We start from the raw sequence: 23,484 nt of genomic DNA, 5'->3' as shown, positions 1-23,484 counted from the left end.
ACTGCGCTGAGATTCTCATTTGCAGATGGAACGAGCCGGGAGGCGGCAGACATGGCGACGAGAGGATAGCGTGTTGAACGAAACCGCAGCAACCACCGCACAGAAACAGCAGTCTTTGATCGATCTCATTCTCGCGCGTGCGCCGGAAGAAGATGTCGCGGCTTACGATCCCGCGACCTTGCGTGAGATCGTCGCCACGGGTTCGGCGGCTATTGCCGACCACTCCGAAGGTGCGAGCATCGTGCGGATCGAAACCAAATCCGAGTTTTTGCGTGGCGCGCATCCGGTGTCGGCCATCACGATCGTCAACGACAATATGCCGTTTCTCTTCGATTCCGTTTTGGGCGAGATCAGTGAACAGCTTGGGGAACCATATTTTGTTTCTCACCCTGTACTTCTGGTAAGCCGGGATGCGGGGAAGTGTCAGCTTATCGGCGAGGCCGATCAACGTGTTCCCGAAGCCGCAAAGAAGCTCAGCGTCATCCAGATTCATGTGCCGGCGATGTCTGACGCGTCTGCAAAGGCCCTTGAAACGGCGCTTCTCAAGATTCTGGATTATGTTCATGCAGCCGTTCGCGACTGGCAGCCCATGCTCACCGAGTTGTCGCGGGTTACCGGCTCTCTGCGCGAGGGCAAGACCCCGCTCGCCAAGACGAAACTCGACGAGGCGATCTCGTTCCTAGAGTGGCTTTCCCAGGACAATTTCACTTTCCTCGGCATGCGTCGGTTCCGTTATGTCGGCGAGGAGGAAAGCGGTAATCTCGAGCTCGTGGACGGAAAGGGACTCGGCATTCTTGCAGATGACGATGTTCGCGTTCTGCGCCGTGGTGCTGAACCCGTCACCACGACACCTGAAATCAGAGCCTTCCTTCATGGTCCGCAGCCATTGATCGTCACGAAGGCGAACGCCAAGTCCGTCGTCCATCGGCGCGCCTATATGGACTACGTTGGCGTCAAGACATTCGATGAGGCTGGCAAGCTTTCAGGCGAACTACGCATCGTCGGTCTCTTCACTTCCACGGCCTATACCCGCTCAGTCTTCCACATTCCCTACGTTCGCTCAAAGGTGGAAGCTGTAATTGCGAAGCTCGGCTATAGTCGTCATGACCATTCGGGCAAGGCACTTCTCAATGTTCTGGAGAGTTATCCGCGCGACGAGTTGTTCCAGACTACGGTGCCCGTGCTTCAGAGACATGCCGAAGCCATTCTGGCGCTTGGGGAGCGTCCGCGCGTCCGCGTCTTGATGCGCATTGACCAGTTTGATCGTTTTGCCTCCGTCATCGTCTTCGTCCCGCGTGACCGCTACGATACGGGCGTTCGTGAAAAGATCGGCGAATTTCTGAAATATCAGTTCAACGGTCGTGTATCGGCATATTATCCGGCTTTCCCAGAAGGTTCGCTAACGCGCGTACATTTCATCATAGGTCGCAACCGCGGCGATGCGCTTCCGCATCCGGATGAAAGACTTATGGAAGATGGCATTCGTCAGATCATTCGTGTCTGGAGCGATATGATCATCAGCCGTGCGACGGAAACGGATGTTCCGAGGGACATTGTTTCCCTGGCACTGAAATTCCCTCAAGGATATCGGGAATTCTTCGGAGCCGACGATGCGCTGCGGGATGCGGCCGTTCTGAAACGGGTTTCGGCGGGAAGTCCCATTGCTATCGATTATTACCGGCGCCCGCACGCTCAGCCACAAGAGGCTGGCCTGAAGATTTACCACTTTGGCGAGCCGGTTGCCTTGTCACGCCGCGTCCCGTTACTTGAAAATATGGGCTTCAAGGTCATTGCCGAGCGAACTTTCGAAATCGAACTCGACGACGGCAATACCGTCTATCTGCATGATATGGACGTTGAGAATGGAGACGGCGCGGCGATTGATCTCAGCGATGAGGGCGAGCTTTTCGAAGATGTCTTTCTCGCAGCCTGGAACGGAATCATCGATAATGATGCCTATAATGGCCTTGCCCAGAGCGCGGCACTCAAGACAGGCGAAATCGTGGTTATTCGGGCTTATGGTCGCTATCTCCAGCAGGTCGGTATTCCGCAAAGTCAGGATTACATTGCCGCTGCGCTGAACCGGTACCCGGACATTGTCCGTGCGCTTTTTAATGTTTTCGCGTCGCGTCTTGATCCTGCCTTCGAAAGTGATCGCGATGAAGCAGTTCGCCAAACCAAGGCGGGCATCAAGTCGGCACTTAATGCCGTCCCCAATATTGATGACGACACGATCATTCGCCGGCTTCTCAATTTGATCGAAGCAACTCTGCGTACCAATTATTTCATGCCGTCAGCGACGAAACAGGGAATCTCGCTTGCCTTCAAGCTCGACCCGCATTCAATCGACGGTTTGCCGGACCCAAAGCCCTGGCGCGAAATTTTCGTCTACGGCGCCGAATTGGAAGGCGTGCACCTGCGCTTTGGACCTGTCGCACGCGGAGGTCTTCGCTGGTCGGATCGCGCCCAGGACTACCGTACGGAAGTACTCGGCCTCGTAAAGGCGCAGCAGGTCAAGAACGCTGTGATCGTGCCTGTCGGCGCAAAAGGCGGTTTCTACCCTAAGCAGCTGCCTGTCGGGGGCAACCGCGACGCGATATTTGAAGCCGGACGCCAAGCCTACATCAATTTCATCTCGTCAATGCTATCGATCACCGACAATCTCGATGGCGACAAGGTTATCGCGCCGGCGCATGTCGTGCGTCATGATGGTGATGATCCATACTTCGTCGTTGCCGCCGACAAAGGCACCGCGACTTTCTCCGACACTGCGAACGGGATCAGTCAAAGCCGCGATTTCTGGCTCGACGATGCCTTCGCATCCGGCGGCTCTGCCGGTTATGACCACAAGAAGATGGGCATCACCGCTCGTGGAGCGTGGGAAGCAGTCAAACGCCACTTCCGCGAAATGGATCATGATATCCAGAAGAAGCCTTTCACCGTCGTTGGAGTCGGCGATATGTCGGGCGACGTGTTCGGCAATGGCATGCTGCTTTCGCGTTGCACGAAGCTAATTGCGGCCTTTGACCACCGCGATATATTCATCGATCCCACGCCGGATCCGGAAGTTTCGTTCGAGGAGCGCACTCGTGTCTACGCGCTGGGTCGCTCAAGCTGGCAGGACTACGACAAGGCAAAGCTTTCGGAAGGCGGCATGATCGTGCCCCGCAACCAGAAGTCCATTACCCTGACGCCGCAGGCAGCCGCTGTACTTGATCTCCCCGCGGGAGAGATTACGCCGGTGAAGCTCATTCAGGCGATCTTGAAGGCGAAAGCCGATCTTCTCTGGTTCGGGGGTATCGGCACGTATATTCGCGCAACCCACGAGAGCAACCAGGATATTGGAGACCGCTCCAATGATCCTGTTCGCATTACCGCTGCGGACCTCCGGGTCAAGGTTGTGGGTGAGGGTGCCAATCTGGGCATGAGCCAGTTCGCACGCATTCAGTTTGGCCTGAATGGGGGGCGCTGCAATTCGGACGCAATCGACAATTCGGCAGGCGTGAACTCTTCCGACGTCGAGGTCAATATCAAGATCGCTCTTGCCTCGGCCATGCGCTCAGGTCGTCTGACGCGCGAGGATCGTAACGTGCTTCTGGCCCAGATGACTGATGAGGTTGCGCGGCTCGTGCTCGCCAATAATTACGAGCAGACGCTGGCGCTCTCCATGACACATCAGCTCGGGCTCACAGATCTCGCCAACCAGGCGCGCTTCATGAAGGCGCTGGAGGATCGCGGCTTGCTGGACAGGGTAGTGGAAAATCTGCCCTCGCAGACCGCTCTCGAGGAACGTCAGGCCAAGGGCGAAGCGTTAACGCGTGCCGAACTCGGTGTTCTGCTCGCTTATGCCAAGATCGTGCTCTTCAATGACGTGATCGCCAGCCACGTGCCGGATGAGGTTTATTTCGCGCAGGAATTGACAGAATATTTCCCAAAGGGAATGGTCAGCATTTACGCTGAGGAGATCGCAAGTCACCGGCTGCGTCGCGAGATAATCACGACCACCCTGGTCAATGATCTGGTCAATCGCGGTGGGCCATCCTTCGTGAATCGTATGGAAGAAGAGACCGGACGGACGGCAGCCGATATCGTGCATGCCTTCACCTTGGTACGCGAGGGATATGATCTGCGGGCAGTGTATACCCAGATCGACGCGCTGGATAACAAGATCGAAGGCAAGGCGCAGCTCGCGCTTTACGCCACTGTTGCCGATCACATGAATTCCGCTGTCGCATGGTTCCTGAAGAATGATTCATCGACCGGACCGCTTGGCGAGCGTATCGAGCGCTTGCGCAGAGGGCGTGAAGCGTTGGCGAACAATGTTCAGCTCATGCCAGAATTCATGAAGGAGAAGCTAGAGGAAAGACGCTTCGCTTATGTAAAAGCAGGAGCGCCTGCCGAACTTGCCGAGCGCCTCGCCATTCTCCCGGTCGAGCAAATGATCCCGGACATCGAGAAGGTTGCAGAAAGCGCGGATGCGGACTTGTCCCTTGCAGCGAAGGCCTATGTCGATGTTTCGGGCCTCTTCCCGATCGGCCGCATAGAGGATGCAGCGCGCATGCTTCGCCCAGCCGACTATTATGACGGACTTGCTCTTGCGCGTTCGCTCGATCTTATTAACCAGGCTTGGCGCGGTATAGCAGTTGCTGCCTTACGCCGCCACGGTGCTGGGGCAGATCCTGTAGGAAGTTGGCTGGAAGACAAGGGCGCACACGCCAGCATTATTCGCGACCGTCTCCTGTCGCTCATCGAGGGTGATCTGAACGTGTCGCGCATGACTGTTGCTGCGGGCCTCATGGCTGATCTCGCAAATTAGAAGATACAAGCCTCCGCGATATATATCGCGGAGGCTTTCTCATCGTGACGGGAGGGGGCATGCAGCCGGAGAAAGTAAGCCGGGCAGGTGTTTTCGGCTGGATGGCTTTCGACTGGGCCGCCCAACCTTTCTTCACCGTCGTGACCACCTTCATCTTCGGTCCCTATGTCGTATCCCAGATGGCAAGCGACCCGGCAGCTGGCCAAGCCGCGTGGGGCTACGGCATTGCACTTGCCGGCTTCTGTATCGCTATCTTGTCGCCGATTCTTGGCGCAATTGCGGACCAGACCGGAGCACGCAAGCGCTGGATTGCTGGTTTCGCGGTCATCAAGATTGCCTGTTTATTGCTGCTCTGGAATTCCCCGCCCGGCTCCGCCCTCTTGCCGGTTATTCTGCTCTTTTCGCTGGCAAGTATTGCTGCGGAGTTTTCCGTCGTCTTCAACGATTCCATGATGCCACGGCTGATTGCGCCGCACGCCATAGGTAAGGTTTCGAACATTGCCTGGGGGCTGGGCTATCTCGGGGGTATGGTAGCCCTGATCTTCACTCTCGTCTTTTTCTCCTCTTCACCTGAAACTGGGCTGACGATCGCGGGCATTCCGCCGCTCTTCGATCTCGATCCGGTGCTAGGCGAGGGCGCGCGGGCAGTCGCCCCGCTTGCCGCTCTATGGTATGCAATCTTCATCCTGCCCTTGTTGCTTTTCACGCCGGATGAACCTTATCGCGGGCCGATATCGGCAGCTGCCAGAAGTGGCGTTATCGGTCTTCTCGGCACCTTCCGGGAAGTGCGTCAGCGGGCCGGTATTTTCCGCTTCCTCGTTTCGCGCATGATTTATCAGGATGGCGTGAACGCGCTGATAGCTCTGGGTGGAGCATTCGCCGCGGGCGTCTTCTCCTGGACGATCACTGAGGTTGGCCTGTTTGGCATCATCCTCAACATCTTCGCGGTCGCGGGCTGCATCGCGGCGGGCTACATTGATCGTCGCTCCGGCTCGAAATTTATTATTATTGTGTCGCTGGTGCTGCTTCTAATCGCCACGCTTGGGCTGATTTCGACCGGTCCTAACTTCAGCCTGTTCGGTTTCTGGGCTTTGTCACCTGCCGACACGAACGGGCTTTTCGGGACTGCGGCGGAAAAGGTCTATATCGGTTTCGCACTTCTCGTCGGCCTTACCTTTGGTCCGGTTCAGGCCTCCTCCCGTTCCTATCTCGCCCGGAGTGTCGAGCCGGAAGAGGCAGGCCGCTTTTTCGGAATTTATGCCTTGTCCGGGCGAGCGACGAGCTTTCTCGTGCCGCTTCTAGTTGCCGGCGTCACCTCTCTCAGCGGCTCGGCGCGTTTGGGTATGTCGGTCATTATCGTGTTTCTGGCACTCGGACTTCTTGTTCTCTGCCGCGTTCCCTATCCAGCGAATAAATAAAATGGCGGCACAGCAAGCTGCACCGCCATTTTCTTGATGAGCAGGCGATCTTAGTGGCGGAAGTGGCGTGCGCCGGTCATGACCATTGCAATGCCATGTTCGTCGGCAGCAGCGATGACTTCATCATCACGCATTGAGCCACCCGGCTGGATGACGGCGGTTGCACCGGCTTCAATCGCTGAAAGCAGGCCATCGGCGAACGGGAAGAAGGCGTCGGATGCGACCACACAGCCCTTGGTGAGCGGCTCCACCAATCCGGCAGCTTCCGCCGCATCAATTGCCTTGCGTGCTGCGATCCGGGCGGAGTCGACACGGCTCATCTGCCCAGCCCCGACGCCTACCGTCGCGCCGTCCTTGGCGTAGACAATGGCGTTGGACTTGACGTGCTTGGCAACACGGAAGGCGAATTTCAGGTCTGCAAGTTCCTGCTCGGTAGGTGTGCGTTTGGTCACGACCTTGAGATCGAGATCGTCCACCACGAGATTGTCACGAGACTGGACGAGCAAGCCGCCGGCAACTGTCTTGATGGCGAGGCCCGGCGTACGGGGATCGGCCAAGCCACCGGTTACGAGCAGGCGCAGGTTCTTTTTCGCGGCGACGATGGCCTGTGCTTCTTCCGTCGCATCCGGCGCGATGATTACCTCCGTGAAGATCTTCACGATCTCTTCGGCAGCTTCAGCATTGAGGGTCTGGTTGAGCGCTACAATGCCCCCAAAGGCCGAAACCGGATCGCAAGCGAGTGCGCTTTTATAGGCTTCTACGATTGAGGAACCTTCCGCGACGCCGCAAGGATTGGCATGCTTTATGATTGCCACTGCGGAAGTCCGCTTGGGATCGAATTCCGAAACCAGTTCGAACGCCGCGTCCGTGTCATTGATATTATTATAGGAAAGCTGCTTGCCTTGGAGCTGGCGAGCGGTGGAGACGCCGCTGCGTTGCTCTGCCGTCTTATAGAAGCCTGCCTGCTGGTGCGGGTTTTCACCGTAGCGCATGACGCTGTCGAGCTTGCCGCCGAAGGCACGCCACTGTGGGCTTTCAATTTCAAGCGTGGAAGCAAACCAGTTCGCGATCGCCGCATCATAGGTTGCCGTGCGTGAGAAGGCCTTGGCAGCGAACTGTTTGCGCAGCGCGTAAGGCATCGCGCCCTCGTTTGCCTCCAGCGCGTCGATCACCGCGTCGTAATCGCTCGGGTCGGTGACGATGGTGACATAGGCGTGATTCTTTGCCGAGGCGCGCACCATGGCAGGACCGCCGATATCGATATTTTCAACGACGGCTGCGTAATCGCCGCCCTTTTGTACCACGTCCTCGAATGGATAAAGGTTAACGACGACCAGGTCGAAGGGCGCAATATTGTGCGTTTTCATCGCTTCGGCATGCTCGGCATCGTCACGAATAGCAAGCAGACCACCGTGAACCGCTGGATGGAGGGTCTTGACGCGGCCGTCCATAATTTCGGGAAAGCCGGTGACCTCGGAAACATCCCTCACCGGCAGACCAGCTTCTGCCAGTGCCTTGGAGGTGCCGCCGGTCGAAATCAGCTCGACGCCTTTTCCTGCCAGCTTTTTGGCGAATTCGACGAGAGCCGTCTTGTCGGAGACGGAAAGAAGGGCCCGCTTGACGGGGACGAGGTCGGGGGCAGGAATGTTTTTTGACACGACGGCCATGGCAGACTCCGGACTATTCGCGTCGCGGTTTTGCTCGCCAGCCGCAACGCTATTTTGCGTTGCCGATCGCCTAGCACAGGAGGTCGGTGAAGCAAACAGAAAGCAACAAATTAGCGTAAACGGCGTTTCAGAAAGCGCCAATGCACTTCCTGCTGTTCCGAAGCACGTACGGACAGCACGATCTGCTTGCAAGCTTGCGGACCGGCAGGGCTTGCGAAGAATACGGACTCTTCGATATGGGGACGCACGCCATCGCTTATGAAAGTCCAGCCTTCATGTTCATCGGCGATCAGCACGAGCAATCCATCGCTATCACGGTAGAGCTTGACCGCGGGGTGAAGGTGAAAGCGGATGACAAGATCGTCATGCGCGCTGGGTTCGATACCAAAACCGCCCGGAGCATAAAAACGATCAATGCCCTCCAATTGCGTCCCGTTCGCCGACAGTGTCATGGCGCGTTCATGAATCATGCCAAAGGGAGCAAGATAGCCGTCGTGATTTGCGACGAAGCTTTGAGTTTCAGCGTCATCGATACGCGTACAGTCCACTTTTCGTGGTCCGGCCAGAACAGGCGTCCCGAGAAAGGCGCGGATGCGGTCCGTCAGCCCGAAGGTGAAGCGGGCAGAGGAGGTGTCGTGCACCGTGGCTGTCGAGTGCGCTGCCGTCATGCGCGCCAGATTACGGAAGTCGTTCGAGCCGAATTCATCGATTCCGCAGTTGACGACAAACTGGTTTATGCCGCTCGACAGCTCGAAAGAGAGACATCCGGCATGAGCGTCTTTCGAAAGATCGATTGACGGCGTAACACCGGTATCGGCGATCACCACGGTCTGTCCCTGCGCCAGACGCTCATAGCCGGCATGCGGCATGTGCAGCATGAAGGAGCCGCTGGAATCATCATGATGCAGGATTGCAGCGATGCGATCGTGGACTGTTGCGCTCATGCCGTTGAAACGAGCCAGTGAGCCATCGCCGTGGCGGAAGAAGCGCAAGGCGGGCAGCATGCGGTCGATTGCGTTGATCAGCGACGCCGGCGGTTGTTCGGATTGATGCGCATAGGTCTGTTTCAGCGGCAGAAGATCGGTCAGTATTTCAACCAACGCTGCCGGATTGCGGGAGACATGTCCTCCATCGGGCAGAATTTGCCGGTCGAGTTCCTCTCCCAGATTGCGCGAAGCGGTCCGCAGTGCCGCGGGATTGTTCGGCAGGGCAAGAGCGGCGAAAGCCATGGCGATGCGGGCACGCAACCGGCCTTCACCATCAGGCATTTCCCGGGCGACCGAGCGCAGGTAGCGGATTTGTGCCGCGAGGCTCTTCAGAAAGCTGCGATAAAATTCGTAATCGGCATCCTTCAGTACAACCGAGGAATGCTGGAGCCACGAGATCACACGGGAGGCGACGATCTGCGGTTCCCAAGCAAGGCCATGGACGCGGCGTCCATGGAGGATCATCCAGTCCGAAACGAGCGCGCGCGCATTGGCAGCCGCAAGCTCGGTGCCTGCACTGCGCATGTGGCGGAGCCAGCGAAAGGAATGCAGCGCCTCGTTCCAATTGCGATGAGTAACGGCTAGTTGAAATGGCGAGTTGCCGCTCGTCTCGACCACATGGCCTGCGAGTGGAAAACGGCCGTGGTAGATGTCGAGCGCAATTTGGGGATCGGCAAGGCGCAGGTCCGGCGGAGCTACGAGAACGCGCTCGGGCGCGCGACCCGCATAGCGCCAATGGTGCAGCGGGCCCTGGCGCAGCCGACGACGTGTACGGCGCCAAGCTTCGCGTATGATCAAGCCCCAAAAACGCGGGTCGTTTGCCACCGCACTCGTCACTCTCTGATCCTTATGTGATTCTGAGGCGACTATGCTGTCAACATGGTTAGCAAATGGTTTACGAATTAGGATATCGTAACGGAAGGTTAACGGGTCCGGTTCAGGCGGACTGCGTAAAAACCGTCCAGGCCGGAAAGCTGCGGGAAACCAAGATCGAAGTCGGCGGGCGTGCTGCGCAACTCTCCACGTTCGGTCAGAAGCGGTGCAATCCCCTCAATTTCATCCGGTTCTATCGCATCGATTTTGACATTTTTTTCTGTAGCGATGAAGCGATCGATCAACGCCTCACCCTCCAGACGATCGAGCGAGCAATTGGAGAAAACAATGGTTCCTCCGACCGGAACGAGCGACACTGCCTTTTGCAGGAGCTTGTATTGCAGGTCTGCAAGCTTCTCGATATCGGAAACGTCCTTTGCCCAAAGGACGTCCGGATGACGCCGCACCGTTCCCGTAGAAGAACAGGGTGCGTCGAGCAATACCGCGTCGAACCCGGCCTCATCCGGCAAATCGAGGAGGTTCGAATGCACGAAGCTCGCATCGAGTCTCAGCCGCGCAAAGTTTTCCTGGAGGCGACGCAGGCGGTTGGCCGATTGCTCCACTGCGGTAACCTCTGCCCCCCTTACCGCCAGTTGCGCGGTTTTGCCGCCAGGTGCGGCGCAAAGATCGGCGACGGACTTGCCGGAAATGTTCTTGAAAAGTCGCACGGGCAGGGCTGCGGCAGCATCCTGAATCCACCACGCGCCTTCCTCGTAGCCGGGCAGCGTCGAAATTGCACCTTCCGGCTTTGATACGCGGACGCTGCCGGTTGGTGTCGTGATACCGCCGAGCGTCTTCGCCCATTCGGCGGCATTTTCTTTTACCGTAAAATCGAGAGGGGCCTCGACGCGATGGGCGGCGAGAATAGCTTTGGTCTTTTCCTCTCCATAGGTTTGGCGCATTCGCTCAACGAACCAGTCCGGTGCATCCACGGTTTGAGCAAGTGCTGCCGGCAGAGCGCGTTCCTTTATCCGAATCAACGTGCGCAGGATTGCGTTGACGAGATTGGCGAAGCGGCGTGTGCGGGGATCGTGTTTCGCATGCTCAACCGCAAGGTCGACCGCGGCGTGATCGGGCAGATCGAGAAAAAGAATTTGTGCGGCACCTACATGCAAAATGTGGGAGAGCGTTGTGGCATTGCCCGGTAACGGGCGCTCCAGCCGTCGTTCGATCAGCGCTTCAATGGTGCGGCGATAACGCAACGCGGTGAGGAGAATGGCTCGCACCAGCCCGCGGTCACGACTGTCGAGTGCGCGATAATGGGGCTGGCCGTGTTGTTCGTCGGTCAGGCCGTCGAGCGAGGTCTTTTGTTCGACGATCGCGGCTAAGAGCTTTGCCGCTGTCTGGCGAACGGCGAGGCCGGGAATGTCGGGCGTATCCGCTTTTTGTCTTATCTTGGAGGTCTTTCGTGGTGCAGATGCGGGAGTGTTCAAGACCAAGGGCCTTTCGGGGGCTCGTCATTCTTCGGGCGCGCGCTCCATGGACCGGATGGAGGGGGCGGTGTAGGTTCTTTCGGCGCGTTATAGGACGGCTGGTGGCTGGACGTAAAGCCTCCGCCCGCCGAGCCGGTCGTTCTCATCGAGGCGGCCATTTCGCGCAGGGCCGCGATACGATTTTCGGTGTTAGGATGCGTTGAGAAGAGGTTGTCAGCGCGCTGGCCATTCAACGGATTGATGATGAACATATGCGCAGTGGCCGGATTGCGTTCGGCGTCGTGGTTTTCGATACGCGGCGCTGCACCGGCGATCTTCTGAAGAGCGGTCGCCAGCCATAGAGGATTGCCGCAGATTTCCGCGCCACGGCGATCGGCGGAATATTCGCGTGTACGCGAGATTGCCATTTGGACGATCATCGCCGCAAATGGCGCGACGATCATGGCGAGAAGAACGCCGATGAAGCCGAATGGATTATTATTGTCGCGGTTGCCACCGAAAAACATGGCGAAGTTGCCGAGCATGGAAATTGCACCGGCAAAGGTCGCCGTAATCGTCATGGTCAGCGTGTCGCGGTTCTGCACATGCGCCAGCTCGTGCGCCATAACGGCGGCAACCTCCTCCCGGGTCAGCTGTTGCATCAGCCCGGTGGTCGCGGCTACGGCTGCGTTCTGCGGATTGCGGCCGGTGGCAAAGGCGTTCGGCTGAGGATTGTCGATGAGATAGACGCGTGGCATCGGCAATCCAGCATTTCTGGCCAGTTGCGCGACCATATTATAGTAGTCGGGATGTGACCGTTGATCGACCTCGACGGCATGATGCATGCGCAATACCATCTTGTCCGAATTCCAGTAGCTGAACAGGTTCATCCCAGCAGCGATCACGAACGCGATCATCATGCCGCTGGTGCCGCCAATCATGGCACCGATACCCATGAAGAGCGCTGTCATCACGGCAAGTAGCATTGCAGTACGCATCATATTCATCGTAACAATCCTCAAAAATCCGGGGCTTGCTCAAGCAGGTGGTTGCAGCAGGTCACATTTTTCAGTCCACAAGATCCACCCCTTTGCCACTATAGAACGGCAAGTTGTATAATGGGATTGTCCCGCTGAACTTTCAATGAATGGTGACCAAGCGATGAGCGAAGAGAAAAGGAATAACGAGCAGATGGACCGGAAGCTCGAGCGTCTGCCATCCGACGCCGCCCAGCGTGCATTGGCGGAAGCACAGGCACGTCGCGCGCAGTATGACGACGCGGCAGAAGGTCGTCCAAGGGAACTCGGCGGACGAAAAGAGGGCAAGGAACCCGCTCGTTATGGTGACTGGGAAGTCAAGGGCATCGCTTCTGACTTCTGATCTTTCAGAGAACGACCCGCACAAAGCGGGCCGTTTGGCTAGGGGGCGGAGCTCTTAGCTCTTGCGATTTTGCCGGTTGGCGATGAGATCATCGACCACGGCAGGATCGGCCAGCGTCGAGGTATCGCCGAGGGCCGAGTAATCATCTTCAGCGATCTTGCGCAGTATGCGGCGCATGATCTTTCCCGAACGCGTTTTGGGCAAGCCCGGTGCGAACTGGATCTTATCGGGTGCCGCGATCGGTCCTATTTCGCTGCGTACATGTGCAACTAGTTCTTTATGTAGAGTATCCGACCACTCTTCCCCTGCCATCAGCGTGACATAGCAATAAATGCCCTGCCCCTTGAGATCGTGCGGATAGCCTACGACGGCGGCTTCCGAGACCTTCGGATGCGCGACCAACGCGGATTCGATTTCCGCTGTGCCCATACGGTGGCCGGAAACGTTGAGCACGTCATCGACGCGGCCAGTGATCCAGTAATAGCCATCCTCATCACGGCGGCAGCCATCACCGGTGAAATACTTGCCGGCATAGGTTGAGAAATATGTCTGCACGAAGCGTTCATGATCGCCGTAAACAGTGCGCATCTGACCTGGCCATGAATCGGCGATGCAGAGATTGCCGTCGGTTGGGCCCTCAAGCACTTTGCCGTCGCCGTCCACCAGTTCGGGCTTTACGCCGAAAAACGGGCGCGTCGCTGAGCCAGCTTTCAAATCCGTTGCGCCGGGCAGGGGGGTTATCAGAATGCCGCCGGTTTCCGTTTGCCACCAGGTGTCGACGATCGGGCAGCGCTCTTCGCCGACGACCTTAAAATACCATTCCCAGGCTTCCGGATTGATTGGCTCGCCGACCGACCCCAAGATGCGCAAGGAACTGCGATCAGTCTTCGCTACATGCTCGTTGCCTGCGCCCATCAGGGCACGAAGGGCGGTGGGGGCAGTATAGAAGATGTTCACCTTGTGCTTATCGATCACTTCCCAGAAACGCGATGGGGAGGGATAGTTGGGGACACCTTCGAAGATCAGCGTCGTGGCACCATTGGCAAGCGGGCCGTAGACTATGTAGCTGTGGCCTGTCACCCATCCGACATCGGCCGTGCACCAGTAGATATCGCCTTCGTGATAGTCGAAAACATATTGATGCGTCATCGACGCGTAAACGAGGTAGCCGCCGGTGGTGTGCAGCACGCCCTTCGGTTTGCCTGTGGAACCGGAGGTGTAGAGTATGAACAGTGGATCTTCGGCGTTCATCTGCTCAGGTTCGCATTCGGCGGAAACTTTTTCAGTCGCCTCGTGGTACCAGACGTCGCGCCCGTCAACCCACCTGACCTGGCCACCAGTATGCTTTACGACGAGCAGGGTCTGCACGTTGAAGCCCTGGCCCTTGGCAATTTCGATGGCGCGATCAGCATTGGCCTTGAGGGGAATGGGCTTGCCGCCGCGGAGGCCCTCGTCGGCAGTGATCACCACGCCCGAGCCGCAGTCGGCTATGCGGCCAGCAAGTGAATCCGGTGAAAATCCGCCAAACACGACGGAGTGGATGGCGCCGATGCGGGCACATGCCAACATCACGTAGGTGGCCTCCGGAATCATCGGCATGTAGATGGTGACGCGGTCGCCCTTCTTGACGCCGGCCTCGCGCAGGACATTGCCAAGTCTGCTCACCGCGTCGTGCAATTGGCGATAGGTAATCTTCTTGTCTTTGCTGGGATCGTCAGCTTCCCAGATAAGGGCGACCTGATCACCGCGCTTTTCCAGATGTCGGTCGATGCAGTTATAGGCGACGTTGGTGACGCCATCCTCAAACCATTTGATGGAAACTCCGTTCGAAAAATCCGTATTCTTGACCTTGGAATATGGTTTGAACCAGTCGATGCGTTTGCCGTGTTGCCCCCAGAAGGCCTCCGGGTCGTCGATGCTCTGCTTGTACCAGTCGAGATAAGTCTCGTTGTCGATCAAAGCGTTTTTCGTCCACTCCGGTTTCACGGGGTGGAGGTGGCTGTCTGACATGGTATTCCTCCCAATGCTATCCTCGCCTGACGACGAAGATAGGTACACTACAAGCTGTCGTCATCATCGCGAGGATTATTAACATCTCAGCGACAGGGGCAACATTAGACGTTTGGGCGAGGTTGGAAATGGCAGCAGCCGAGAAAACATGCTGCTAATCGTCTGAAATAATGCGTGAAAACGGAATTTTCGGTTTGTCGACGAAAAGAAGTCGTTAAACTTTGAAGCGCATTCTCTGTATATTAGAGCTTGGAGGAGCGTGATGACGATGTCGCATTCCGAAACCGAAATAATGCTCAAGGGCTACGGACTGACCACTGCCGAGTTGCTCTACCGTATGCCGGATCACAGCCAGATTTTGCAAAGCTTCATCTGGCAGCATTACGATCTTGCCCCGAAGTTTCCGGAGCTGAAGGCATTCCTCGATTTCTGGGAACGGAATCTCGAGGGGCCGCTCCATTCGGTCCGGTTCGTTCATCGCAAGCTGATCCGTCCGAACGAATGGGCCAGGGTAGACGGCGAGATCGTGCTGCACTAATCACCGCAGTCGGGGCGAATCACAGCTGATAAGCGCGGTTGCCGAAGATCGCCGAACCTACACGAACTTCGGTCGCACCGAAGCTGATCGCGGTCTCGTAATCCCCCGACATGCCCATGGAAAGATGTGTAATACCGGCTTCGCGTGACAGTTTGCGCAGCAGGGCAAAGTGCGGACCGGAATTTTCTTGCGCGGGCGGAATGCACATGAGACCCGCAATGGCAAGGCCGAACTCGTCGCGGCACCTTTGTACGAATGCCACAGCCTCGCTTGGCTCGATGCCGGCTTTCTGCGGTTCCGAACCCGTGTTCACCTGCACGTAGAGACGGGGCAACCTGCCCTGTTTTCTGATTTCGTCGGCCAATGTACGGGCTATCTTCTCCCGATCAACCGTTTGGATCACATCGAAGAGTGCAACTGCTTCCTTGACCTTGTTGGATTGCAACGGTCCGATGAGGTGCAGCTCAATGCTCTTGAACCGTTCGCGCAACATAGGCCATTTGCCTTGCGCTTCCTGCACGCGATTTTCGCCAAATACGCGCTGGCCTGCGTTCAAAACCGGTTCAATCTCGTGGGTATCGAAGGTTTTCGAGACAGCGATGAGGCCGACATCGTCCGAGGCGCGTCCGGCAACGCGCGCGGCCCGTTCGATCTTTGCCTTTACGGTTGCTAGGTTTTTCGCCGCGTGGTCCATTTTCATCTTCCCTTTGCCTGCTGCAACGTCGTTTGCCTGCGCGAAAACGGTCCTGCCGGTTGACGGAGCAGGCAAAGCGTGGTGAACGTCATGCCACATTCAAGACGAGCACAAAACCGGTCATGGCATCAGAACGTTATAATCCACGCGCTGCAGAACCCCGTTGGCAGAAGGCCTGGGACGCAGCAAAGCTATTTGAAGCAAAGAACGACGATCCGCGACCCAAATATTACGTGCTGGAGATGTTTCCGTACCCCTCCGGGAATATCCACATAGGCCACACCCGCAATTACACAATGGGTGACGTCGTTGCCCGATACAAGCGTGCGGCGGGTTACAATGTTCTGCACCCGATGGGTTGGGATGCCTTCGGCATGCCGGCGGAAAACGCCGCGATGCAGAACAAGGTTCATCCAAAGGACTGGACCTACAAGAACATTGACAATATGCGCGCGCAACTGAAGACGATGGGTCTGTCGATTGACTGGAGTCGCGAGTTCGCGACCTGCGACGTTGATTATTATCATCGCCAGCAGATGCTTTTCCTCGACATGCTCGACAAGGGTCTCGTGACGCGCAAGACGTCTAAGGTCAACTGGGACCCGGAAGACTTGACTGTACTTGCAAACGAGCAGGTCATCGACGGTCGCGGCTGGCGGTCCGGAGCTCTGGTCGAACAGCGCGAACTCACCCAGTGGTTCTTCAAGATCACCGATTTTGCCCAGGACCTGAACGACGCAATCGACACGCTCGATCAGTGGCCGGAAAAGGTGCGTACCATGCAGCGCAACTGGATAGGTCGTTCCGAAGGCCTGATCCTGCGTTGGAAACTGGACGAGGCGAGCGCGGAAGCCTCGGGCGTCAAGACGATTCCGGTCTTCACCACCCGCCCGGACACGCTGTTCGGCGCTTCGTTTCTTGCAATTGCTGCCGATCATCCGCTTGCAAGGAAGGCCGCCGAAACGGATGCTGAACTGGCTGCCTTCTGCGATGAATGCCGTCGCATGGGTACGTCCGTTGCTGCTCTGGAAACCGCCGAGAAGAGAGGCTATCGCACCGGGCTCCAAGTCGAGCATCCCTTTGATCCGAACTGGACGCTGCCTGTTTACGTTGCGAATTTCGTGCTGATGGAATATGGCACTGGGGCCGTGTTCGGTTGCCCCGGCCACGACCAGCGCGATCTCGATTTCGCACGCAAATATGATCTGCCGGTCACCCCGGTTGTACTGCCGGTGGGCGAAGATCCCATGACATTCACGATTGGTGCTGAGGCCTATGTCGGCGAAGGCACGATGGTTAACTCGCGTTTTCTAGATGGTATGAACCCGGAAGCGGCTTTTCAGGAGGTCGCATCGCGACTGGAAAAGACAGAGCTTGAAGGTGCACCGCAGGCCGAGCGCAAGATCAATTTCCGCCTGAGGGACTGGGGCATTTCACGTCAGCGCTATTGGGGCTGCCCGATCCCCATTATTCATTGCGAGGCCTGCGGGACGGTTCCGGTTCCGAAGAAGGATCTGCCGGTCAAGCTGCCGGACGATGTCGAGTTTGATCGCCCAGGCAATCCGCTTGACCGCCACCCGACCTGGCGCCATGTCTCCTGTCCGAAATGCGGCGGTGCAGCGCATCGTGAAACCGACACGATGGATACATTTGTCGATTCCTCCTGGTATTTCACGCGCTTTACGGCGCCATGGGAGAAGGAGCCGACTGACAAAGCTGCTGCCAATGGTTGGCTGCCGGTCGACCAGTATATTGGCGGCATCGAACATGCGATCCTGCATCTGCTTTATTCGCGCTTTTTCACCCGCGCCATGCAGGCGACCGGCCATGTGGATGTGTCGGAGCCTTTCAAAGGGCTGTTCACGCAAGGCATGGTGGTGCACGAGACCTACAAGTCGGCAGACGGCAAGTGGCTCTCTCCCTCGGAGGTGCGTCTTTCCAACGACGACGGCGTACGCTCTGCCGTTGAAATCGCGACCGGAAAGCTGGCAACGATCGGCGGCCTCGAAAAAATGTCGAAGTCGAAGAAGAATGTGGTCTCGCCGGAAGAAATTACAGAGTCCTACGGTGCCGATACGGCGCGTTGGTTCATGCTTTCCGATTCGCCGCCGGAACGCGATGTCGAGTGGACGGAAGACGGTGCAGCAGGCGTGCATCGCTTTGTGCAACGTCTCTGGCGTCTTCTTTCCGGGGCCGGTGAAAAGCTCGTCAATATCGCGCCTGCGAATGGTCAGGCGGGGGATGCGCTTGAGCTATCGCGTGCCGTCCACAAAGCGCTCAAGGCCGTGGGAGACGATATTGAGAAACTGGCTTTCAACCGCGCAGTTGCTCGTGTGCATGAACTGGTCAATGCCATTGCAGCTCCGCTTGGAAGGGTTGCCGAAGGCAATGCGGATGCTGATCTGCGTGCTTCGGCGCGCCAGTGTGTAGAATTTGTCATAGCGATGGTTGCACCCTTCATGCCCCATTTGGCGGAAGAGGTGTGGGCAACATTGGGGGAGAGTGATCTTCTGGCCGCCCGCGCCTGGCCGAAATTCGATCCTGCACTGGTGATCGACAATGAAATCGTCCTGCCGGTCCAGATCAACGGTAAAAAGCGCGGCGATTTGACAATCACCCGTGATGCCGATCAAGCTGCAATCCAGTCCGCCGTATTGTCGCTTGATTTCGTCGTCAAGGCGTTGGAAGGCAAAGAACCGCGCAAGCTCATCATCGTCCCGCAAAGGATCGTCAATGTCGTCGTCTGAGTTCCTTTCCCGCCGGTCGTTTCTCGGATTGATGGCTGGGTCCGGTGCCGCGCTCGCAGCCGGTTGTACGGTACGACCGCTCTACCAGGCCAATTCGATGGCTCCGACCGCTGCCAGCACGCTTGAAGGCGCGGTGAGCATAGATGAAGTGCGTACCCGCTATGGTCAGGAAGTCCGCAACCACTTGATCTTTTCCTTCAATCGCGGCCAGGGGCAGCCCGCTTCAGCCCGTTACAAGCTTGTCCTTGGCGTGAGCTCGTCGACTGCATCCTCTGCTACCATCCAGACGACGCGTCGCGATAGCGAGCCAACCTCGTCCATGCAGACGCTTACGGGCACCTATGTGCTTACAGAAATAGCGACGGGCCAGATTGTCGCCCGTGGTAGGCGTTCCGTGACGGCGTCGTTTGACGTATCCCGCCAGGAATATTCTGCCGGTCGTGCGCGTCTTAATGCCGAGGATCGTGCCGCCCGCGAGCTTGCCGAGCTCATCCGACTTGCGATCACGCAGCAGGTGGAGCAAAAATAACGTAAATGCATTGTATGGCTGGTCGCGTCGCGGTTCATAAGACTGTTGGCGAATGCGTGATGGCTGTTCTGTCATGACGGCGTCACGGCAGTGCGCGAAAGACGGTCAAGGGAGTATGGACCGATGGATTCTCGAACGCCCCCTTCACATTCGGTGGCTGCCTTGACCACGCCGTGGCTGCAGGTCGGCACGGAGACAGATGCCCATATTATCGATCGTCTTATCAACGAGCGCTCGACCCACCTTTCGCAAAAGTTCTATTGGCCGGTTCTGCGTCCGATTTTGTTGCGCTTCCTGCATTACAAGCAGGCGATCCGCATGGCCGACGAGGTTGGAACGCTATCTGGTTGGGATGCCATGCAATATCTCAGCAGGCTGCTCGATCTCGATGTTACGGTCGAACATTTGGATCGCGTCCCTGAAAAAGGGGCTTTCATACTTGCTCCTTCACATCCGACAGGAATCGCCGATGGCGTTGCTGTGTTCGATGCGTTGAAGGAGCGTCGAGCGGATATGGCGATCTTCGCCAACCGCGATGCTATCCGCGTCATTCCGCGCCTCGACGAGATCGTCATTCCTGTCGAATGGCGCCAGCACGAGAAGTCACATTCCAAGAGCCGCGACACTCTTGTCATGACGGCGAGGGCTTTTCAGGACGGCCGCGCTGTCGTTCTCTTTCCTTCCGGTCGTATAGCCTCCTGGAAAGATGGCGCGCTTACGGAGCGGCCCTGGCAGGCGTCAGTCGTGTCGCTTGCAAAGCGGTTCAACTGCCCGGTTGTTCCGGTCCATCTTTCTGCACGTAACTCCGGCCTCTTCTATTTCCTGGCGCGCTTCTCCACGGAGCTGCGCGACATGACGCTTTTCCACGAGCTTTTGAACAAGGAGGGGCGTTCGTTCCACTTGCGCATCGGGAAGCCGATCGATCCCTCTCTGCTCAATGGCGACCCGGCTGATGTGACGGTTCAGCTGCAGAAATTCACCGTGGAGACGCTCAAAGGCGATGCCGACGCGGAATTTCAGGCGGTTGCGAGGAAATAGATGCGGCCGCGCTTTGCGCGCGCAATTGCAATGTCTTCGTCGCACGCGCCCGGCCTTCCGCCACCCTGCGGCAGACGATATTTGCCTGAAGCTTCCGGAGTTTTCGCAGCGTCTGTTTGAGCCAGCCGGGTTTTCCGGCGGGCAATTGCGTTTCATTGCTGCACAGCAGCCGCCAATCTGGATCGTTACGCGTTCTCGCGAGCTGGCCGATCTAGTGGCACAGGCAACCCATAGCCAGAGCTATCCTGTTCTGCGCGCCCGAATGGGACGCAGGTATAAGGCTTTCACATGGATGGAACATCGGGGGAAGTATAAAAAACGCCGCTGAAACAACGGCGTTTTTTATATGCGGCGATCTAAAGTCAGACGATCTTCTGACCCGTCTTTGCCCAGTCCGCCATAAACTGGTCCAGGCCTTTATCGGTGAGCGGGTGCTTGGCGAGCGCCTTGATGACAGAGGCTGGAACGGTGGCAACATCGGCGCCGAGAAGGGCCACGTCTTTCACGTGGTTCACAGTCCTGATGGATGCTGCGAGGATCTCGGTTTCGAAACCATAATTATCATAGATAGTGCGAATGTCGGTAATGAGATCGAGCCCGTCCAGTCCAATGTCGTCGAGGCGACCGATAAAGGGCGAGATGAAGGTTGCTCCGGCCTTGGCTGCAAGCAATGCCTGGTTTGCCGAGAAGCAGAGGGTAACGTTGGTCTGGTGGCCAGCGTCGGTTAGCGCCTTGCACGCCTTGAGGCCATCGAGCGTCAGCGGCAGCTTGATACAGATATTGTCCGCGATCTGAGCCAGGACGGCTGCTTCCTTCATCATGCCCTCGTAGTCGAGCGCGGTTACTTCGGCCGAAACCGGACCCTCGACGATAGAACAGATTTCCTTCGTCACTTCGAGAATATTACGGCCAGATTTCATGATGAGCGACGGGTTGGTCGTCACGCCATCGATCAGGCCGTAATCGTTCAGCTCGCGTATTTCATTGACGTCGGCAGTATCGACAAAGAATTTCATGACGTGCATTCCTCGTAAAGATCGTTATAGGTGGCACTCATTCACCACACATTCGGCCTTGATCTAGACCAAGATGCGCGCAAGGTCACCATCCATGTTCGAAGATTCGTATCCGCCCCGAGTCGTTCCGGTGCTGGTTCCCATGCCAGCCCCTGGTCCATACTCCTATGCTGTGCCCGAGGGCATGATCGTCATGCCCGGTTCTATCGTGCGTGTACCGCTGGGGCCGCGTCAGGTTGCGGGTATCGTCTGGGATGGTGAAGGCGGAGACGTCAATCCGAAGAAATTGCGACCTATCACACAGGTCTTCCAGTGCCCGCCCGTTCCCGAAGAAATGCGTCGCTTCGTCGACTGGGTAGCAGCCTATACGCTGTCGCGGCCCGGTATGGTGGCACGCATGGTGCTGCGTGCGCCGGAGGCTTTCGAGCCGGAGAGGGCGGTTGAAGGGGTTGTTCGCACCGGACTCGTGCCCGAGAAGATGACGGCGGCGCGCAAGCGGGTGCTGGAAATCACCGAGAACGGCCTCTCCTGGACACGATCCGGCTTGTCTCATGCCTCGGGTGTTTCGACCAGTGTCATTGATGGCCTGATTGCCCAGAATGTCTTTTCGAGAATAGAGCTTCAGCCTCCGCCGGTCGTGGCTGTCCCGGATCCCGGTTATGGCGCGAACGCGCTTTCGGAAGACCAGGCTGCGGCTGCCGAGACCTTGAAAGCTGCAATCGACAAGGGTGGGTTTCAGTCGCTGCTGATCGACGGCGTGACGGGCTCTGGTAAGACGGAGGTTTATTTTGAGGCGGTTGCCCGGGCGCTCGAGAAGGGCAGGCAAGTGTTGATCCTGCTGCCCGAGATCGCCCTGACGCAAGCTTTTCTGGATCGCTTTGAAAACCGCTTCGGCTCACGACCGGCGGAGTGGCACTCGGAATTGTCGCCGCGCATGCGTGAGCGTGTCTGGCGGCAGGTCGCCGAGGGACGCATCCGCGTTGTCGCCGGCGCGCGCTCGGCACTCTTTCTGCCATTTGAGGATCTGGGCCTTATCATCGTCGATGAAGAGCATGATCCTGCTTATAAGCAGGAGGACCGGGTCTTTTATAATGCACGTGACATGGCCGTCGTGCGCGGTCATATCGGTCGCTTTCCGGTAGTGCTAGCTTCCGCGACGCCTTCGGTCGAGACGCGGGTCAATGCGCAGCAGGGTCGCTATCAACGTATTGAGCTTGCCAGCCGCTTCGCCGATGCCGCGCTACCTACGCTCAAAACCATCGACATGCGCAAGAGCCCGCCCGCGCGAGGGAGCTTCCTCTCGCCCGCTTTGGTCGAGGCCGTGCAGGATACGCTCGCGCGCAAGGAACAGGCGCTGCTTTTCCTAAACAGACGCGGGTATGCACCGTTAACGCTCTGTCGGGTATGTGGCCATCGGTTCCAATGCCCGCAATGTTCGTCCTGGCTCGTCGAGCATCGCTTCCGCAATCAGCTTATGTGCCATCATTGCGGCCACCATGAACCGTCGCCGGAAGCTTGTCCCGCTTGCGGTGCCCTCGATCATCTGGCCCCCTGCGGACCTGGCGTCGAGCGAATCGCCGAAGAAGTGGTCGCGCAGTTTCCCGAAGCACGCACTATTATTCTCTCTTCCGACATGCCGGGGGGGACGAAAAGACTGAGGCTCGAACTTGATGCAATCGCCAAGGGTGAGGCGGATATCGTCATCGGCACGCAGTTGGTCGCCAAAGGCCATAATTTCCCGAATATGACACTGGTCGGAGTGGTCGATGCCGATCTTGGATTGGCCAATGGCGATCCCCGCGCTGCCGAGCGCACTTTTCAACTGCTTTCACAGGTTACCGGTCGAGCCGGAAGAACCGGCAAGAAGAGTGTGGGGCTGCTCCAGACCTATCAGCCGGAGCATCCGGTTATCCGGTCCATCGTCTCTGGAGACAGGGAAAGCTTCTACGCTCGTGAGATCGGTGAGCGCGAAAAAGCCATGCTACCGCCATTCGGACGGCTGGCTGGCATCGTCGTCTCGGCGGAGACGCGGGCCGAGGCGGAAGGGCATGCGCGACAATTGCGTCGGGCTGCGCCACCCGCGCCCGATATCGCCATTCTAGGGCCGGCAGAGGCGCCACTTGCTGTTCTGGCCGGGCGTCATCGTTTTCGGCTTCTGGTACAGGGGGAGAAACGGTCGGATCTGCAAGGTTTCATTCGTCAGCTTCTTGAGCGCGCTCCAAAGGAGCGGGGCTCGCTTCGGGTACATGTCGACATAGACCCGCAGAGCTTTTTATAAGCCAATCTTGCTGCCAGCGGATCAAGCGCCTATGCATGCGGCAAGTTGTTGAAAAAGACGCGAATCAGAGCGGACGACGATT

At 57.6% G+C, this 23,484-nt stretch carries 15 protein-coding genes; 8 read left to right on the top strand and 7 right to left on the bottom strand.

Annotation, left to right across the window (positions count from 1 at the left end; all coding sequences use genetic code 11):
* Window positions 1-25: 25 nt before the first annotated feature.
* A complete protein-coding gene (locus IE151_RS11180; protein WP_189490468.1) occupies window positions 26-4,816 on the top strand; it encodes an NAD-glutamate dehydrogenase in 4,791 nt (1,596 codons plus the stop codon).
* A 59-nt stretch (window positions 4,817-4,875) separates the two neighbouring features.
* Window positions 4,876-6,234: an MFS transporter gene (locus tag IE151_RS11175; RefSeq protein ID WP_189490132.1), complete on the top strand. Its 1,359-nt coding sequence runs from the start codon at window positions 4,876-4,878 to the stop codon at window positions 6,232-6,234.
* A 50-nt stretch (window positions 6,235-6,284) separates the two neighbouring features.
* On the opposite strand, the gene purH is transcribed toward IE151_RS11175, so the two are convergent.
* The 4 genes from purH to htpX all read right to left on the bottom strand — a co-directional run bounded on the left by purH (window position 6,285) and on the right by htpX (window position 12,179).
* Window positions 6,285-7,901: a bifunctional phosphoribosylaminoimidazolecarboxamide formyltransferase/IMP cyclohydrolase gene (gene purH / locus IE151_RS11170; RefSeq protein WP_189490130.1), complete on the bottom strand. Its 1,617-nt coding sequence runs from the start codon at window positions 7,899-7,901 to the stop codon at window positions 6,285-6,287.
* Between the two features lie 110 nt (window positions 7,902-8,011).
* Window positions 8,012-9,724 (bottom strand): heparinase II/III family protein, encoded by a 1,713-nt coding sequence (locus tag IE151_RS11165; protein ID WP_244636719.1) that lies wholly within the window; start codon window positions 9,722-9,724, stop codon window positions 8,012-8,014.
* Between the two features lie 86 nt (window positions 9,725-9,810).
* A complete protein-coding gene (locus IE151_RS11160; protein WP_189490465.1) occupies window positions 9,811-11,193 on the bottom strand; it encodes an RsmB/NOP family class I SAM-dependent RNA methyltransferase in 1,383 nt (460 codons plus the stop codon).
* A complete protein-coding gene (gene htpX / locus IE151_RS11155; RefSeq protein ID WP_189490128.1) occupies window positions 11,190-12,179 on the bottom strand; it encodes a zinc metalloprotease HtpX in 990 nt (329 codons plus the stop codon). Before htpX ends, IE151_RS11160 begins: the two co-directional genes overlap by 4 nt.
* A 154-nt stretch (window positions 12,180-12,333) precedes the next feature.
* Here htpX and IE151_RS11150 point away from each other — a divergent pair, with 154 nt between their 5' ends.
* Entirely contained in the window at window positions 12,334-12,552 is a 219-nt protein-coding gene (locus IE151_RS11150) for a DUF1674 domain-containing protein (RefSeq protein ID WP_244636718.1), read from the top strand.
* A 54-nt stretch (window positions 12,553-12,606) separates the two neighbouring features.
* On the opposite strand, the gene acs is transcribed toward IE151_RS11150, so the two are convergent.
* A complete protein-coding gene (gene acs / locus IE151_RS11145; RefSeq protein ID WP_189490124.1) occupies window positions 12,607-14,562 on the bottom strand; it encodes an acetate--CoA ligase in 1,956 nt (651 codons plus the stop codon).
* 262 nt (window positions 14,563-14,824) lie between these two features.
* Between acs and IE151_RS11140 the strand changes: the two genes are divergently transcribed.
* Window positions 14,825-15,100 carry an usg protein gene (locus IE151_RS11140; protein WP_244636717.1) on the top strand — a complete coding sequence of 92 codons (276 nt, stop codon included), beginning with the start codon at window positions 14,825-14,827 and terminating at the stop codon, window positions 15,098-15,100.
* Between the two features lie 19 nt (window positions 15,101-15,119).
* On the opposite strand, the gene IE151_RS11135 is transcribed toward IE151_RS11140, so the two are convergent.
* A complete protein-coding gene (locus IE151_RS11135; protein ID WP_189490461.1) occupies window positions 15,120-15,794 on the bottom strand; it encodes a YggS family pyridoxal phosphate-dependent enzyme in 675 nt (224 codons plus the stop codon).
* A 122-nt stretch (window positions 15,795-15,916) separates the two neighbouring features.
* Here IE151_RS11135 and leuS point away from each other — a divergent pair, with 122 nt between their 5' ends.
* From leuS to IE151_RS11120, 3 genes are all read left to right on the top strand, one after another.
* Entirely contained in the window at window positions 15,917-18,541 is a 2,625-nt protein-coding gene (leuS, locus tag IE151_RS11130) for a leucine--tRNA ligase (RefSeq protein ID WP_189490122.1), read from the top strand.
* Window positions 18,528-19,070: an LPS assembly lipoprotein LptE gene (locus IE151_RS11125; protein WP_189490121.1), complete on the top strand. Its 543-nt coding sequence runs from the start codon at window positions 18,528-18,530 to the stop codon at window positions 19,068-19,070. Before leuS ends, IE151_RS11125 begins: the two co-directional genes overlap by 14 nt.
* Before the next feature lie 123 nt (window positions 19,071-19,193).
* Window positions 19,194-20,108: a GNAT family N-acetyltransferase gene (locus IE151_RS11120; RefSeq protein WP_189490119.1), complete on the top strand. Its 915-nt coding sequence runs from the start codon at window positions 19,194-19,196 to the stop codon at window positions 20,106-20,108.
* A gap of 362 nt (window positions 20,109-20,470) precedes the next feature.
* On the opposite strand, the gene fsa is transcribed toward IE151_RS11120, so the two are convergent.
* Window positions 20,471-21,124, bottom strand: a complete 654-nt coding sequence (fsa, locus tag IE151_RS11115) for a fructose-6-phosphate aldolase (RefSeq protein WP_189490116.1) — start codon at window positions 21,122-21,124, stop codon at window positions 20,471-20,473.
* Between the two features lie 94 nt (window positions 21,125-21,218).
* Between fsa and IE151_RS11110 the strand changes: the two genes are divergently transcribed.
* Window positions 21,219-23,402 carry a primosomal protein N' gene (locus IE151_RS11110; RefSeq protein ID WP_189490114.1) on the top strand — a complete coding sequence of 728 codons (2,184 nt, stop codon included), beginning with the start codon at window positions 21,219-21,221 and terminating at the stop codon, window positions 23,400-23,402.
* The last annotated feature ends 82 nt before the right edge of the window (window positions 23,403-23,484 follow it).

This window comes from Limoniibacter endophyticus (assembly GCF_014652835.1).
In the GTDB taxonomy this organism is placed as follows: Bacteria; Pseudomonadota; Alphaproteobacteria; order Rhizobiales; family Rhizobiaceae; genus Limoniibacter; species Limoniibacter endophyticus.
Note: the sequence above shows the minus strand (reverse complement) of the source record. Positions and strands in the feature narration are given on the sequence as shown.

Excerpts from the sequence above, each read along its gene's own strand:
- IE151_RS11180 (WP_189490468.1), top strand. The coding sequence starts at position 26 with ATGGAACGAGCCGGGAGGCGGCAGACATGGCGACGAGAGGATAGCGTG.
- IE151_RS11175 (WP_189490132.1), top strand. The coding sequence starts at position 4,876 with ATGCAGCCGGAGAAAGTAAGCCGGGCAGGTGTTTTCGGCTGGATGGCT.
- purH (WP_189490130.1), bottom strand. The coding sequence starts at position 7,901 with ATGGCCGTCGTGTCAAAAAACATTCCTGCCCCCGACCTCGTCCCCGTC.
- htpX (WP_189490128.1), bottom strand. The coding sequence starts at position 12,179 with ATGAATATGATGCGTACTGCAATGCTACTTGCCGTGATGACAGCGCTC.
- IE151_RS11150 (WP_244636718.1), top strand. The coding sequence starts at position 12,334 with ATGAGCGAAGAGAAAAGGAATAACGAGCAGATGGACCGGAAGCTCGAG.
- acs (WP_189490124.1), bottom strand. The coding sequence starts at position 14,562 with ATGTCAGACAGCCACCTCCACCCCGTGAAACCGGAGTGGACGAAAAAC.
- IE151_RS11140 (WP_244636717.1), top strand. The coding sequence starts at position 14,825 with ATGACGATGTCGCATTCCGAAACCGAAATAATGCTCAAGGGCTACGGA.
- IE151_RS11135 (WP_189490461.1), bottom strand. The coding sequence starts at position 15,794 with ATGGACCACGCGGCGAAAAACCTAGCAACCGTAAAGGCAAAGATCGAA.
- leuS (WP_189490122.1), top strand. The coding sequence starts at position 15,917 with ATGGCATCAGAACGTTATAATCCACGCGCTGCAGAACCCCGTTGGCAG.
- IE151_RS11125 (WP_189490121.1), top strand. The coding sequence starts at position 18,528 with ATGTCGTCGTCTGAGTTCCTTTCCCGCCGGTCGTTTCTCGGATTGATG.
- IE151_RS11120 (WP_189490119.1), top strand. The coding sequence starts at position 19,194 with ATGGATTCTCGAACGCCCCCTTCACATTCGGTGGCTGCCTTGACCACG.
- fsa (WP_189490116.1), bottom strand. The coding sequence starts at position 21,124 with ATGAAATTCTTTGTCGATACTGCCGACGTCAATGAAATACGCGAGCTG.
- IE151_RS11110 (WP_189490114.1), top strand. The coding sequence starts at position 21,219 with ATGTTCGAAGATTCGTATCCGCCCCGAGTCGTTCCGGTGCTGGTTCCC.